Origin of the sequence: Microbacterium sp. PMB16 (assembly GCF_051294855.1) — a bacterium.
Lineage (GTDB): Bacteria > Actinomycetota > Actinomycetes > Actinomycetales > Microbacteriaceae > Microbacterium.
In genome coordinates this window covers 1,606,716-1,620,929 of record NZ_CP145908.1, presented here as the reverse complement: position 1 = coordinate 1,620,929, position 14,214 = coordinate 1,606,716, and the positions used below count along the sequence as shown (strand labels likewise).

The following is a 14,214-nucleotide window of genomic DNA, read 5'->3' as shown; positions in this document are numbered from 1 at the left end:
CACACAGTAGAACGTCGTTTCGAGGTCGTCAAGCCATAGGCTGGCGACGAGTCGGCAGATGGGGAGAGGCATGGCGATCGAACGCAAGAACCTGCGCTCGCAGGTGCGTGCGGAGCTTCTGGAGCGGATGCGCTCCGGCCTCGTCCAACCCGGCGAGGGCATCAACGAGGTGCAGCTCGCCACCGAACTCGGCGTCAGTCGCACCCCGCTGCGCGAGGCCCTGATCGCTCTCGAGTCCGAGGGGCAGATCGAGAGCGAGAACGGCAAGGGCTTCCGGTTCGTCCCGCTCAGCGCCTCAGAGTTCCGCGACCTCGCGCCCGTCATGGCGGCGCTCGAGAGCCTCGCCCTCGAACTCAGCCCGCTCGACGAACTGCGTGAGATCGGCGTGCGCCTCAAGGCGATGGCGGATGCTTTCGCCGACGAACTGGTCGAGCACAAGCTCGTGATCACCAAGGACGACGAGTGGCACAGCGTCATGCTGTCGGCCTGCCCGAACACCCGCCTCCTCGCGGTCATCGAGAGCGTACGCAGCTCGTTCCACCGCTACGAATCGCTTCTCGTGCCGGAAGACGTCAAGGTCGAGCGCGTCGCCGCCGAGCACACCGAGATCGCCCGGCGCCTGGCCGACGGCGACATCCCCGGCGCCGTCGAAGCGCTGAAGCTGAACTGGGTGCACGGCATGCAGCGCATCCTCGACAACGCGTCGAGCACCTACTTCACCGCCTAACCCAACGCCGCCGTATCGGTTGGCCGGCTCAGTTCCGGTCGCGGAATCGCAGCCATCTCGGGCCGATTCGGCTGCTTTCTCGCGACTCCGATTCTCCGCTGGGCCGAGCCGGGCGAGGCCGGCGGCCGCCGTGACCTCGGGTTTGCTGTTGACGTTGACATGGTGACGTCAACATACTGGCAGAGTTACCGCGATCTGCACCGGATCGCGGGCGCTCCCTGGCTTCGGGTCTCGAACGCTTCATCGGCGTCCAGAGTGGTGATTCTGCGGGAAACCTCGGACGCACAGGAAAAGTAACGAAACCGTCACGACGTCTTGACTTCGAGTCTCGAACTCAAGAAAGTGGCTCAAGCGGAACCGACAGAGAAGCGGACTCCGCACGGGCGTCGACAGAGACGCCGCCGTTCACAGCGAAGGAGCTCGGAATGAAGAAGAAGTACGCACTCGCGGCCCTCGGCCTGGTCGGGGCGCTCGCCCTCGCAGGCTGCGGAGGCGGCGGCGCCGGGTCCACCGGTGGCACCGGCGGCGGCGAAGAGGTCGACAAGGGCGACCTCCTGATCGGTGTCTCGATGCCGACTCAGACCTCTGAGCGGTGGATCGCCGACGGCAGCGCCGTGAAGGACGGCCTGGAGGAATCCGGCTACCAGGTCGAGCTGCAGTACGCCGGCGACGACATCCCCACCCAGGGTCAGCAGATCGACCAGATGATCACCAAGGGCGCAGACCTCCTGATCGTCGCCGCGATCGACGGCACGGCGCTGTCGTCGCAGCTCGACGCCGCGGCCGCCGCCAACATCCCGGTCATCTCCTACGACCGACTGATCCGCGACAGCGAGAACGTCGACTTCTACGTCACGTTCGACAACTACAAGGTCGGAGTTCAGCAGGCGACCTCGCTGCTCACCGGACTCGGCGTGCTCGACAAGGACGGCAAGGAGACCGACGCCAAGGGTCCGTTCAACATCGAGCTCTTCGCCGGCTCGCTCGACGACAACAACGCGCACTTCTTCTGGCAGGGCGCGATGGACACCCTGCAGCCGTACATCGACAAGAAGGTGCTGGCGGTGCCGTCCGGCCAGACCGACATCGAGCAGGCCGCGATCCTGCGCTGGCAGCAGGAGACCGCGCAGAAGCGCATGGAAGACCTGCTGACGTCGACCTACGGCAACGGCACGAAGCTCGATGGCGTCCTCTCGCCCTACGACGGTCTCTCGCGCGGCATCATCACCGCGCTCCAGGGCACCGGCGGCCTCGGCCCGAACATCGCCGACGGCCTCCCGATCGTCACGGGCCAGGATGCCGAGATCGGCTCGGTCAGCCTGATCAACCAGGGCGTGCAGTTCGCGTCGATCTTCAAGGACACCCGCAAGCTCGCCGAGCAGTCCGTCGTCGCCGCCGAGGACATCCTCGAGGGCAACGAACCCGAGGCGAACGACACGAAGACCTACGACAACGGCGTGAAGGTCGTGCCGTCGTACCTGCTCCAGTCGGACATCGTCTACAAGGACAACATCGTGTCCCTCCTCGTCGACTCCGGTTACTGGACCCAGGCCGAGGTCGACTCGGGCGTCGCCGAATAGTCCCCCTCCCTGTCGGACGCGCGGTCGACGACCGCGCGTCCGACAGTCTCAGTGAAAGGACCAGGGTTCATGACGACAGCCATCCTGGAGATGCGCGACATCGAGAAGAGCTTCCCGGGCGTGAAGGCCCTGCAGGGAGTGAACCTCGATGTGAAGGCCGGCGAGATCCTCGCGATCTGCGGCGAGAACGGCGCGGGCAAGTCCACGCTCATGAAGGTGCTGTCCGGGGTCTACCCGCACGGCAGCTACGAGGGCCAGATCATCTACGAGGGCGAAGAGGCCCGGTTCGGCTCCATCAACGATTCCGAGCAGGTGGGCATCGTGATCATCCACCAGGAGCTGGCTCTGATCCCGTACCTCAGCGTCGCGGAGAACATCTTCCTCGGCAACGAGCGCCGCGGACGCGGCGGCCTTATCGACTGGGACCGGGCGAACGCGGAGGCGAGCCGGCTGCTCGCGCAGGTCGGGCTCGACGAAGATCCGACGACCCCCGTCTCACAGCTCGGCGTCGGCAAGCAGCAGCTCATCGAGATCGCGAAGGCCCTGTCGAAGAACGTGCGGCTGCTCATCCTCGACGAGCCGACAGCAGCCCTGAACGACACGGATTCGGCGCACCTGCTCGACCTGCTCCGGCGCCTGCGCGACGAGGGGATGACGTCGATCATCATCTCGCACAAGCTCAACGAGATCGCGGCGATCGCCGATCGCACCACCGTCATCCGTGACGGCCACTCGATCGACACGCTCGACATGAAGGATCCGGCATCCACCCAGGACCGGATCATCCGCGCCATGGTGGGCCGCGACCTCGCCAACCGCTACCCGGAGCGCACCCCCGACCTCGGCGAGGAAGTCCTGCGCATCGAGAACTGGACGGTGCACCACCCGACGCAGCCGGGCCGCGTGATGGTCGACAACGCCTCGCTCACCGTGCGCGCCGGCGAGGTCGTCGGCATCGCCGGGCTCATGGGAGCAGGGCGGACGGAGCTCGCGATGAGCGTGTTCGGTCGCACCTATGGGCGGAACGCCAGTGGACGCGTCTTCGTGCGCGGGAAAGAGGTCAACACCTCGACCACGAGCGCCGCGATCCGCGCCGGCATCGCGTACGCGACGGAGGATCGGAAGAAGTTCGGCCTGAACCTCATCGACGACATCCGCCACAACATCACCATGGCGTCGCTCCGCATGATCAGCCCGGGCGGCTGGATCGATGCGAACCGCGAACTCAAGGTCGCCGAGCAGTACAAGGCGGAGCTCAACATCAAGTCGCCTTCGGTGCTGCAGATGGTGGGCAACCTGTCCGGCGGCAACCAGCAGAAGGTCGTGCTCAGCAAGTGGATCCAGACCGGACCGGACGTCCTCATCCTCGATGAGCCGACCCGCGGGATCGACGTCGGTGCGAAGTACGAGATCTACACGATCATCAACCGCCTGGTCGCGGAGGGGAAGGGCGTTCTGGTCATCTCCTCCGAACTGCCCGAGCTCCTCGGCATCTGCGACCGCATCTACACCCTGGCCTTCGGCAGGATCACCGGCGAAGTGCCGACAACCGAAGCGACCCAGGAAAACCTCATGCAGCTCATGACCCTCGAAAGGACGGCCGCGCCATGACCGGCGTCACGAATCTCCTCAACCTCGTCACCCGCAACCTGCGTCAGAGCGGGATCCTGGTCGCGTTCGTGGCCATCGTCGCCTTCTTCGCGATCCTCAACCCGACATTCCTGTCGCCGGGCAACCTCACCAACATCGTCCTGCAGTACTCCTACATCCTGATCCTGGCGATCGGCATGGTCATCGTCATCATCGCCGGGCACATCGACCTCTCGGTCGGATCGGTCGTGGCCCTCACGGGTGCGGTCGCGGCGGTGCTGGTGATCCGTGGCGGGCAGCCCTGGTGGGTCGGCGTGATCGCCGCGCTCCTGGTCGGCGTCCTCGTCGGCGCCTGGCAGGGCTTCTGGGTCGCGTTCGTCGGCATCCCGGCGTTCATCGTGACGCTCGCGGGCATGCTCCTCTTCCGCGGGCTCACCTTCCTCGTGCTGAGCAACGTCTCGCTCTCGCCGTTCGGCGGCACCTACTACTCGATCGCGAACGGATTCTTCAACGGACTGTTCGGCGGGTACGGCGTCGACGTCTTCACTCTGGTGATCTTCGCGATCGGTGTCGTGGGATACGCCGTCTGGCAGGTGCGCACGCGCCGCGGCAAGATCGCACACCAGCAGACCATCGAGGCGCTCCCCTGGTTCATCGCGAAGATCGTGCTCATCGCCGCCGTCGTGATGTGGTTCGGCTACCAGCTCTCGATGAGCCGCGGCCTCCCGTTCGTGCTGATCCTCCTCGCCGTGCTCATCATCACGTACTCGGTCGTCACGCAGAAGAGCGTGTTCGGCCGCCACGTGTACGCGATCGGCGGCAACCTGCACGCCGCGCTGCTGAGCGGTGTGAACGTGCGGAAGATCAACTTCTGGATCTTCGTGAACATGGGACTGCTGGCCGGCGTCGCCGGTGTCGTCTTCTCGTCGCGCACCAACGGCGCGCAGCCGGGCGCGGGCAACATGTTCGAACTCGACGCGATCGCCGCGTGCTTCATCGGCGGCGCGGCGGTGACCGGCGGTGTCGGACGCGTGGGCGGAGCGATCATCGGCGGGCTCATCATGGCCGTGATGAGCAACGGCATGCAGCTCATGGGCCTCGACCAGGCGACGCAGCAGGTCGTGAAGGGTCTGGTGCTGCTGATCGCGGTGGCGTTCGACGTCTGGAACAAGCGTCGGGCCGGGGCGACCCGCTGACCGCGGCGGCGACGGCGGCTCGCGGTAGGCTCCCGCTATGAGCAGATGGCCCGGCGGTTCCCAGTCGGGACTGCGCGAGGCCAACACGGCGAAGATCGTCGATGCCGTCAAGCGCTTCGGCGGGCTCACTCAGGTCGAGCTCGCCGAAGCGACGCGCCTGTCGACGGCCACCGTGTCGGCCATCGTGAAGGAGCTCTCCCAGACCGGGCTCGTCGAGACGCGTCCCACGTCCCGCAGCGGACGGCGGGCGCAGCTCGTCACGATCGCCCGTCGCGCGGGGCTCGTGGCGGCGGTGCAGATCGGCAGCCGCAGCATGCGGGTGCGACTCACAGACGTCGGACAGGACGTGCTCGCCGACCGCTCCATGCCCCTGCCTGCCGATCACGCCGAAGACACCGTGCTCGACCGCATCACCCTGCTCCTCATCGACATGCTCGCGATGATCGCGGCGGATGCCGACGACCTGATCGGCGTGTGCATCGGGGTCCCCGCGCCGGTCGACCCCGAGTCCGGGCACATCGCCTACCGCGGGGTGATGCGCCGCTGGGAGGACCAGCCGGTCGCCGAAGTGGTGCAGCAGCGCCTCGGCTGCCCGGTGCTGGTCGAGAAGGACGCGAACCTCGCGGCCCTCGCCGAAGCCACTCTGGGCACGGCCCGCGACGTGTCGGACAGTCTCTTCGTGCACGCCTCCTACACGACGAGCGCCGGCATCGTGCTGGGCTCACGCCTGTACCGCGGGCGGTCCGGCACTGCGGGGGAGATCGGACACGTGCAGGTCGACCCCACGGGGTCCATCTGCACGTGCGGGCAGCGCGGCTGCCTGGAGACGTTCGTCGGCGCGGAGGCGATCACCGCACCGCTCCGCGCGACGTACGGCCAGGTCACGTTCCGCGACGTGATCGCACAGGCCGCCTCGGGAGATCCCGGGAGTGCACGCGTGATCGCGGATGCCGCCACCCTGCTGGGCCGCGTGGTCGCCGGAGTCTGCCAGTCGGTCGCGCCCGAGGTCATCACCGTCGGCGGTGAGCTCGTCGAGGCGGGCCCGATCTTCCTCCTCCCGTTCGCGTCGGCCGTGCGGGAGCATGCGCCGCAGAGCCGCAGCCCGCACCGCGATCCGGTACCGTCGTCTTTCGGCAAGGATGCCGTGCTCGTGGGTGCCACGATCCACATCCTGCAGTCGACCGATCCTTCCCAGCTGCTCGAGGATCACTCATGAGCATCTCGGCGTCCCAGGCGGAGCCACTGCTCACGCTGCGCGGAGTGACGAAGCGCTTCGGCGCGGTCGAAGCACTCACCGATGTCGACTTCACGGTCAATGCGCGCGAGGTCGTCGGCCTCATCGGCGACAACGCGGCGGGCAAGTCGACGCTCGCCAAGATCATCGCCGGCGCGCTGACCCCGACCGACGGGGAGATCCGTCTGAACGGCGAACGCGTCGAGATCGGCTCCCCCGCCGATGCGCACGCGCTCGGCATCGCCACCGTGTTCCAAGACCTGGCCGTCTGCGAGAACCTCGACGTGACGGCCAACGTCTTCCTCGGACGTGAGCTCCGCACGGCGAAGGGGATGCTGCGCGACGCCGACATGGAGACGGCGACTCGTCATGCGATCGACGACCTCGGCGCCAGCATCCCGTCCCTCCGCGTACCGCTGAGCACCCTGTCCGGCGGGCAACGGCAAGCGGTCGCGATCGCGCGCACCCTGATCAGCCACCCGCGCCTGGTGGTGCTGGACGAACCGACCGCGTCGCTCGGCGTCGCGCAGACCGCCGATGTGCTCACCCACATCGAGCGACTGCGCGACCTGGGACTCGGCGTGATCTTCATCAGCCACAACCTGGGCGACATCCAGGCGGTGTCCGATCGCGTCGAGGTGCTGCGCCACGGACGCAACAACGGATCGTTCGGTCAGGAGGCGCGGCACTCCGACCTGATCGCGGCGATCGTCGGGACGACACGGGGGTCGCGGCGCGGGGCCTAGATATCCGGCCGCGAAGCACTGGAGTCCGCACCCTCGGAGCGGATACCTTTGACGCCACGAGCATCGAAGGGCACGGGCGTGGGCGGAATCGAAGAGCCGACCGAGCAGGTCGAGATGGATCCGGTCATGTCGCCGACGCTGACCGACGACCAGTGGGAGCGGCTCGTCGCGGCCGGCACGCCCGAAGAGGTCGCCGTCGGGGATCACGTGTTCCGCACCGGCGACTCCGGCTACGACCTCATCGTCATCGAGTCCGGCGAGGTCGAGATCGTGCGCGACGCCCTGCGGTGGGTGGGCGAGGTCGTCATCACGACGATGGGTCCGCGCACCTTCGCCGGCGAGCTGGGGCTGCTGAACGGGCAGGGGGCGTTCCTGACGGCTCGCGTCACGAAGCCGGGACGGGTGCACCGCGTGACGCGGGCAGCCCTTCGCACCCTGATGAACGAGGACGACGAGGTGTGCGACGTGATCCTGCACGCGCTGTGGGCGCGGCGGGAATCCCTCCGCACGGGACCTGCGGCGATGACGCTGAAGTTCCTCGGGACGACGACGTCGAGCGACTTCCTGGCGCTGCGCCGTTTCGCCGAGCGTCTCGACCTGGTGCACAAGGCCGTGGCCCTCCCGCCCGGTGGCCTCGAGGCTCTCGACACGCACGAGTTCACGCTCGACGACCTCCCCGTCGCGTTCATCCAGGGCGAGACCTTGCTGCGTGCGACACCGGGACTCGTCGCCGAGCGGCTCGGACTCAGCTATCAGGCGCAGGCCGACGAGATCGTCGACCTGGTCGTCGTCGGCGGCGGCCCCGCCGGACTCGCGGCCGCCATCTACGGCGCTTCCGAAGGATTGAGCACCGTGCTGCTGGATGCCGTCGCCCCGGGCGGCCAGGCCGCGGCCACGTCGCGCATCGAGAACTTCCTCGGGTTCCCGTTCGGCGTCAGCGGCGGCGATCTGATCGGCCAGGCGATCCTGCAGGCGCTGAAGTTCGGCGTGCGCGTCTACGCCCCGTGCGAGGCCGTGGGCCTGACCCGGGTCGGGCCCGACCTCCTCGATGTCGCCCTGTCGGACGGTCGTCTGATCCGCGCGCGCAGCACGATCGTCACCTCGGGAGCCGCGTACCGCCGACTCGAACTCGACCGCTGGGAGGACTTCGAGCGGTCAGGCGTCTACTACGCCGCAACGCCCCTCGAGCTGCGCCAGGTGCAGAACAAGCCGGTCGTCGTCGTCGGGGGCGCGAACTCCGCCGGGCAGGCCGCGCTCTACCTGTCTGCGAACGGCTCGCCGGTGCACCTCGTCGTGCGCGGGAATGACCTCGGCGCACGCATGTCGAGCTACCTGGCCGACCGCCTCGCCGACGATCCGCGCGTGCAGGTGCACACCTCGTCGAACGTCGTCGGCCTCGACGGCGACGGCACGCTGGAATCGGTGCGCATCGACACCGTCGGCGAGGTCGACGCGCACGGCCTGTTCTGCTTCATCGGCGCGACGCCGGCGACCTCCTGGCTGCCGACGCTCGACCGTGACGCCGAGGGCTTCATCCGCACCGGCACCGACGTGGGGATCCAGACCCTTGAGCAGTGGCAGGGCCTCGGCCGCCGCGAGCCGCTGCCGTTCGAGACGTCGGCGCCGCGGGTGTTCGCGGCCGGAGACGTGCGGCGCGGGTCGATGAAACGGGTCGCTGCCGCCGTCGGCGAAGGATCGAGCGCCGTGGCATCCGTCCATCGCGCGTTGGCCTACTGAGAGAGGAAAGACATGACTTCCGACATCGACACGAATGCGGCACCGTCCGGAGCCGGATGCGCCGAATGCGACGCGGACGGCGGATTCTGGGTGCACCTGCGTCGCTGCGCGGCGTGCGGACACGTGGGCTGCTGCGACACGTCCCCGGGCCAGCACGCGACCGCCCACTTCCGGGAGAGCGGCCACCGGCTCATCCAGAGCTTCGAGCCCGGCGAGGAGTGGTACTGGGACTACGTCGACGAGTCCACGTTCGAGGGACCGGAGCTCGCGGAACCGACCAGCCACCCCGCCGATCAGCCGGTGCCCGGCCCCGCCGGCCGCGTTCCGGCCAACTGGCAGGACCTCATCCACACCTGACCGCGCGTCAGCGCGAGAGCTGTACTGCGAGGTCGATGAACAGTGCGGCCGACCAGCCGAAGGCGGTCGTCGCGGTGCGGGCCTTCTGCCCGGTGCGCGGGTTGAAGTACTCGTGCGGACCGCCGCCGTGGATCACGAGCGCCACGGTCTGCTCGCGCAGCTCGCGTGCACGCTCGGCGTAACCCGACGCCTCGAGCCCCTCCGCGATGAGCGCGTTGGTGTTCACCCACACCGGGCCCCGCCACATCCGCTCGCTCGAGAAATCGGGATCGGATGCCGCCACAGTCGGCAGTCCCCACTCCAGGCCGAACCGCCCGGGGTCGTCGACCGCAGCGCGCAGCGCCTCGGCGATCGGCGCAGGCAGGCTCCCGGTGAGCAACGGCATCAGCCCGACGATCGTGTCGCTGAGCTGCGCCTCGCCGCCGCCTGTGGCGAGGAACCGGCCGCGTTCGGCATCCCACATCTTCAGCAGCAGCTCCTGCGTCGCCACCGCCCGCGCCCGGAAAGGAGCGGCATCGATCGGCGGCGCGTACCGCGCGAGCAGCTCGGCGATCTCCCGATCCTGTCGCACCAGGTAGGCGCCGAGGTCGGGCGCCGCGGTCGGCAGCGGTCCGTCGAAGATCGGACTGTCATCGAGTCCGGAGGAGTACGGATGCCCGTATTCCGGCATCCCGTCGTGATCGAGGTCGCTGCCGGTGAACCACCAGTCCTGCGAGCGGATGACTCGGGCCAGCTGCTCGCGCGCCCACTCGGGCGCATCCTCGACCTCGAGCACCTTGCGCAGCGCCCAGGCCGCGAGCGGCGGCTTCGTCAGCGGCACGGGCGAACTCGGATCGGCGATCTGCGAGCCGGCACGACGCAGGGTGGCGCGGTCGCTCTCGGGCAGATCGTCGCTCGTCGCGAGCACGCCCTCCTCGTGCACCACATCCGGCAGTTGCCCATCGGGCTGCGGGAACCGGAAGGCGATCTCGAGCTGCTCCCGCGCGAGTTCGGGGTCGCCGTGCCGCACGCCGACCGCGATGAAGTAGGCGTCCCACTGCCAGAGCCCGACGTAGCCGATCTTCGACGGGACGATCGCCCGCGCGTCTCCCAGCGCGGGCAGCTCGACGATGTTCGCACCGAGCACCCACCAGCAGAACGCCGTCATCTCCCGCAGGTCGTCGCGCACGACCGGGCACCTCGCGAACCAGTCGTCCCAGACGCGAGCGGTCGCGGCGAGCGCCGCCTCATGGTCGCCGGGCTCGACCGTCACCGAGCGGTCGGCGGCGATGCGGATCCGGATGCCGTCGCCGAGCGGATACCGCCACGCACTGCCGTCCGGGAGTTCGAGCCGCACGGTGAGCAGATCTCGAGTTCCTGCGCCTGACGAAGGGCCGATGCTCAGCGTCGAGGGGTCGGCGAATGTCAGGGTGGCCTCGACGTCGTCCGGTTCCTGAGCGAGCGCAGCGAGACGATGGGCGCCCTTCGTCTCGTCGCTCCGCTCCTCGCTCAGCGACCGGACGCCCCCGAAGGTCACCCTCCCCGGCAGCACCTCCCCCACCGGAAGCACCTGCCCCGCGGCATCCACCACCGTCAATCCATCCAGCACCCGGCATTCCACCAGCCGCCGCTCATACTCGGAGGTGTGCACGCGCAGGCCGTCGCCCTCGCGGAACACGAGCACGCGCGAGCGCGGGAGCGTGAACGGCGCGGAGACCAGGTCGAGGTGGCGGCCCGCGAGAGCAGCGGCATCCGTCATCAACGCCCTCCCAACCCCGAGGCGGCCATGCTGTTGAGGATCTTCCGCTGTCCGATCACGAAGACGATCAGCATCGGCACGGTCGCGATCGCGGAGGCCGCCATCACGAGGCCGTAGTTGACCGATCCCTGCTGGCTCTCGAACGCGTTCAGCAGCAGCGGAACCGTGAACAGGTCGGGCGAGTTCAGCAGCACGAGCGGGAACAGGAACGCATTCCAGACATCGAGCGCGACGATGATGCTGAGCGCCGCGAGTCCCGGCTTCAGGTTCGGCAGCACCACGCTCCAGAAGATGCGCCAGCGTCCGGCGCCGTCGACGATGGCCGCCTCCTCCAGCTCCCGCGGCAGCGCGAGCACGAACTGCCGCATCAGGAACACCGCGAACGGGTTCGCGATGATGCCGGGCACGATGAGCGCGAGGTGCGAGTCGACCCAGCCGAGGTTCGACATCAGCAGGTAGAACGGGATGAGCGTCACCTGCTTCGGGATCATCTGCGTCGCGAGGAACACGATGAACAGCACGCGGCTGCCTCGGAAGCGGATGCGCGCGAACGCGTACCCGGCCATCGACGCGGTGATCAGCGTGCCGGCGACGACCAGCACGGCGATATAGCCGCTGTTCAGGTACGCCTGCCCGAACGGCACCGCGTTCCACGCCTCGGTGTAGTTGTCGAACGTCCACGGGCTCGGCAGGAACTCGAGCGGATTCTTCAGCAGCTGCGGCAGCGTCTTGAACGACGTGAGCAGCATCCAGATGAAGGGGAAGACCATCGCGATACCGGCGACGACGAGCACCACGTGCAGGGCGGTCGCACCGAACCGGCGGCGCGCGCGGTCGGCGCCGGGCCCGCCACGGCCGCGCTGGCGGTAGCCGGGTGCGGTGATCGCGATGGTGGAGTCGGTCGCGGGGGCGGCCGGCTGCGTCAGGGACGGGGTGTGGGCGCTCATGCCGGGTCATCCTCGTAGTGGACGAACTTCTTCTGCGCTCCGAACTGGATCGCCGTGATGATCAGGGTGAGCACGAGCAGGATGATGCTCGCGGCGCTCGACGGCCCGAACTCGAACCGCCCGAAGCCCAGATCGAAGATGTGGTAGACGATCGTGCGGGTCGCGTTGTCGGGTCCGGCGTCCTGCACGAGCACGTAGACCGTGTCGAACGTCTGCAGGGAAGAGATGAACGCGACGACCGACGAGAAGAAGACGATCGGCGAGAGCAACGGCAGGCGGATGCTGGCGAACAGACGCCACGGCCCCGCACCGTCGATGCGCGCGGCCTCGATCACCGAGGGCGAGATGTTCTGCAGCCCGGCGAGGAAGATCACGACGTTCAGGCCCATCGACGACCAGATGGTGACGATGCAGACCGCGAGGAGCGCGAGCTTCGGATCCTGCAGCCAGTCGGGCGGCGTGATGCCGAAGACCTTCGAGATCGTCGTGGAGAGCAGGCCGTCGGCGCGGAACATCTGCTGCCAGATCATCGCGACCGCGACCGTCGAGGTGACGACCGGCGCGAAGAAGAGGATCAGGTAGAGCGTGCGCGTCTTCAGCTTCTCCAGCGCGACGGCCACGATCACCGAGAGACCGAGACCGATCGGCACCGTGACGATCGCGATGAACAGCGTGTTCAGGATGGCGCGGCCGAGCAGCGGATCCTGCAGCTGGTCGACGAAGTTGGCGAAGCCCACCCAGGTGAGATCCGTCAGCCCGTCCCAGTCCGCGAACGCCAGCACCAGGCTGGCGGCGAACGGCAGCACCACGAACAGCCCCATGCCGATCATCTGCGGGCCGACGAAGACGTACCCCCACAGGCGATCGCGGCGGCGCCAGAGCGCCTCCTTGCGCAGGGGCGGGACGGATGCCGCAGGGCTGGCCTGCGGCATCCGTCCGTTCTCGGTGAGAGTGGTCACTCCTCTTACTCCGACCGTTCCTTGACCACGTCGGCGATGGTGTCGAGCGTCGTCTGCGCGTCGGCCTTGCCCTGGTAGAGCTTCAGGAACTCGTCGGCGATGGCGGTCGGCAGGCCGGGGACCATGGCCTCGGCGGGGTAGTCCTCGAAGCCGATGTCGCGCATGTCGAGGAACGTCTGCGCGTGGGCCGGGTAGTCACCCTCGAGCACGACGTCGTCGGCGCCCTTGATCGACGGGACCGCGTTGCCGCCGCCCTGGAGGCGGAACGTCTGCCCCTCGGCGGAGAGGAACTCGGTCCAGAAGGTGAACGCGGCATCCTTCACTTTGGTCTTGCCGTTGATCGCGAGGAAGCTCGTCGCCACACCGGTGGGGGCAGCTTCGCCGTCCGGGGTCGGCCAGGGCACGATGTCGTAGCTGTCCTGCTCGCCCGTCGCATCGACGGTGCCGATCGTGTAACGGCCCTGCACGAAGAAGCCGGCCTTGTGCGTCACGAAGACGCTGTCGGCGCCGGCGCCGTCGGGCAGGCTGTCGGCCACGACGAAGGTCCCGTCGGCGAACAGGTCGCCGAGCTGCTGCACGGACTCGACCGTGTCGGCATCCTTGTTCGCGACGAAAGCGCCGGAGTCGTCGTACGGGGCGTCGAGGCCCTGCGATGACAGCCAGCTCCAGTGCGTGGCCCAGTAGTTCCAGTACATCGTTCCGGTGAGGCCGGCGTCGTGGAGCTTCGCGTTCATCTCGAGGAAGGTGTCGGTCGTCCACTCCCCGTTCTCGGCCAGGGTCGCCGGATCCTCGGTGATGCCGGCCGCGGCGAGCGCCTGCTTGTCGTACCAGAACACGTCGGGGTTCGAGTCGTTCGGGGCGGCGTAGACCTCGCCGTCGTTCTCGGCCGCGCCGAAGAGCCCGGGGAAGAAGTCGTCCTTCTTGGTCTTGCTGTCCTTCGAGTCCATCAGGTCGCTCAGTGGCATCAGGCGCTTCGAGTCGACGAACTGGCCGATCTTGTCGTCGCCGACGTAGAAGACGTCGGGGGCCGTATTGCTGGTGAGCTGCGCGAGCAGCTTGGAGTGGTAGTCGCCGTAGTCGGCGACGGGCTGCAGCTTGACTTTGATGTCGGGGTGCCGCTTCATGAAGTCCTTGTTGAACTCCTCGTAGCGGGTCAGTTCGTCGGCGGTCCCCCAGGTGGACCAGACGACCGTGGCGTTGCCGTCGGCGTCGACGCCACCGCCGCCTCCTGCGCCGCCGCTGCACGCGGCGAGTCCCAGTGCCAGAGCGCCGGCGGCACCCAGTGCCAGATACCGCGTCACGTTCGCACGTGCCATCTCGCTACCTCTTTCATCATTGGAAGATCGTGTCGGGAACACCCCTCAGGGCTCTCTCGTATTCTGTATACAGAACGCAATCCTGTC

At 68.1% G+C, this 14,214-nt stretch carries 12 protein-coding genes; 8 read left to right on the top strand and 4 right to left on the bottom strand.

The genetic code is table 11. The features are described 5' to 3' along the window. Window positions 1-70: 70 nt before the first annotated feature. The 8 genes from V5D55_RS07795 to V5D55_RS07760 all read left to right on the top strand — a co-directional run bounded on the left by V5D55_RS07795 (window position 71) and on the right by V5D55_RS07760 (window position 9,167). On the top strand, window positions 71-727 hold the full coding sequence (locus V5D55_RS07795) for a GntR family transcriptional regulator (protein WP_435748829.1): 657 nt from the start codon (window positions 71-73) through the stop codon (window positions 725-727). Window positions 728-1,152: 425 nt separating this feature from the next. Further along, a complete protein-coding gene (chvE, locus tag V5D55_RS07790; protein ID WP_435748828.1) occupies window positions 1,153-2,307 on the top strand; it encodes a multiple monosaccharide ABC transporter substrate-binding protein in 1,155 nt (384 codons plus the stop codon). Between the two features lie 69 nt (window positions 2,308-2,376). Further along, complete coding sequence (gene mmsA / locus V5D55_RS07785; RefSeq protein ID WP_435748827.1) at window positions 2,377-3,918, top strand: multiple monosaccharide ABC transporter ATP-binding protein; 1,542 nt, start codon at window positions 2,377-2,379, stop codon at window positions 3,916-3,918. Next, window positions 3,915-5,093, top strand: a complete 1,179-nt coding sequence (gene mmsB, locus V5D55_RS07780) for a multiple monosaccharide ABC transporter permease (protein WP_435748826.1) — start codon at window positions 3,915-3,917, stop codon at window positions 5,091-5,093. Before mmsA ends, mmsB begins: the two co-directional genes overlap by 4 nt. A gap of 37 nt (window positions 5,094-5,130) precedes the next feature. Next, window positions 5,131-6,309, top strand: coding sequence for an ROK family transcriptional regulator (locus V5D55_RS07775; protein ID WP_435748825.1), 1,179 nt, complete (start codon window positions 5,131-5,133; stop codon window positions 6,307-6,309). Next, window positions 6,306-7,073, top strand: coding sequence for an ATP-binding cassette domain-containing protein (locus V5D55_RS07770; RefSeq protein WP_435748824.1), 768 nt, complete (start codon window positions 6,306-6,308; stop codon window positions 7,071-7,073). Before V5D55_RS07775 ends, V5D55_RS07770 begins: the two co-directional genes overlap by 4 nt. Window positions 7,074-7,151: 78 nt before the next feature. Further along, a complete protein-coding gene (locus V5D55_RS07765; protein WP_435748823.1) occupies window positions 7,152-8,810 on the top strand; it encodes an FAD-dependent oxidoreductase in 1,659 nt (552 codons plus the stop codon). Between the two features lie 12 nt (window positions 8,811-8,822). Further along, window positions 8,823-9,167, top strand: a complete 345-nt coding sequence (locus tag V5D55_RS07760; RefSeq protein ID WP_435748822.1) for a UBP-type zinc finger domain-containing protein — start codon at window positions 8,823-8,825, stop codon at window positions 9,165-9,167. 7 nt (window positions 9,168-9,174) lie between these two features. Here V5D55_RS07760 and V5D55_RS07755 read toward each other — a convergent pair whose 3' ends face one another. Genes V5D55_RS07755 through V5D55_RS07740 form a run of 4 tightly spaced genes read right to left on the bottom strand, consistent with a single transcriptional unit; the run spans window position 9,175 to window position 14,127 of the window. After that, window positions 9,175-10,905 (bottom strand): amylo-alpha-1,6-glucosidase, encoded by a 1,731-nt coding sequence (locus V5D55_RS07755; RefSeq protein WP_435748821.1) that lies wholly within the window; start codon window positions 10,903-10,905, stop codon window positions 9,175-9,177. After that, window positions 10,905-11,852, bottom strand: coding sequence for a carbohydrate ABC transporter permease (locus V5D55_RS07750; protein WP_435748820.1), 948 nt, complete (start codon window positions 11,850-11,852; stop codon window positions 10,905-10,907). The genes V5D55_RS07755 and V5D55_RS07750 overlap by 1 nt, the downstream gene beginning before the upstream one ends. Next, window positions 11,849-12,811 carry a carbohydrate ABC transporter permease gene (locus tag V5D55_RS07745; protein ID WP_435748819.1) on the bottom strand — a complete coding sequence of 321 codons (963 nt, stop codon included), beginning with the start codon at window positions 12,809-12,811 and terminating at the stop codon, window positions 11,849-11,851. The genes V5D55_RS07750 and V5D55_RS07745 overlap by 4 nt, the downstream gene beginning before the upstream one ends. Window positions 12,812-12,816: 5 nt before the next feature. Continuing rightward, complete coding sequence (locus V5D55_RS07740) at window positions 12,817-14,127, bottom strand: ABC transporter substrate-binding protein (RefSeq protein WP_435748818.1); 1,311 nt, start codon at window positions 14,125-14,127, stop codon at window positions 12,817-12,819. Between the last annotated feature and the right edge of the window lie 87 nt (window positions 14,128-14,214).

What these genes read in the sequence shown, in the direction of transcription:
- V5D55_RS07795 (WP_435748829.1), top strand. Translation starts at nt 71, where the DNA reads ATGGCGATCGAACGCAAGAACCTGCGCTCGCAGGTGCGTGCGGAGCTT.
- chvE (WP_435748828.1), top strand. Translation starts at nt 1,153, where the DNA reads ATGAAGAAGAAGTACGCACTCGCGGCCCTCGGCCTGGTCGGGGCGCTC.
- mmsA (WP_435748827.1), top strand. Translation starts at nt 2,377, where the DNA reads ATGACGACAGCCATCCTGGAGATGCGCGACATCGAGAAGAGCTTCCCG.
- mmsB (WP_435748826.1), top strand. Translation starts at nt 3,915, where the DNA reads ATGACCGGCGTCACGAATCTCCTCAACCTCGTCACCCGCAACCTGCGT.
- V5D55_RS07775 (WP_435748825.1), top strand. Translation starts at nt 5,131, where the DNA reads ATGAGCAGATGGCCCGGCGGTTCCCAGTCGGGACTGCGCGAGGCCAAC.
- V5D55_RS07770 (WP_435748824.1), top strand. Translation starts at nt 6,306, where the DNA reads ATGAGCATCTCGGCGTCCCAGGCGGAGCCACTGCTCACGCTGCGCGGA.
- V5D55_RS07760 (WP_435748822.1), top strand. Translation starts at nt 8,823, where the DNA reads ATGACTTCCGACATCGACACGAATGCGGCACCGTCCGGAGCCGGATGC.
- V5D55_RS07755 (WP_435748821.1), bottom strand. Translation starts at nt 10,905, where the DNA reads ATGACGGATGCCGCTGCTCTCGCGGGCCGCCACCTCGACCTGGTCTCC.
- V5D55_RS07750 (WP_435748820.1), bottom strand. Translation starts at nt 11,852, where the DNA reads ATGAGCGCCCACACCCCGTCCCTGACGCAGCCGGCCGCCCCCGCGACC.
- V5D55_RS07740 (WP_435748818.1), bottom strand. Translation starts at nt 14,127, where the DNA reads ATGGCACGTGCGAACGTGACGCGGTATCTGGCACTGGGTGCCGCCGGC.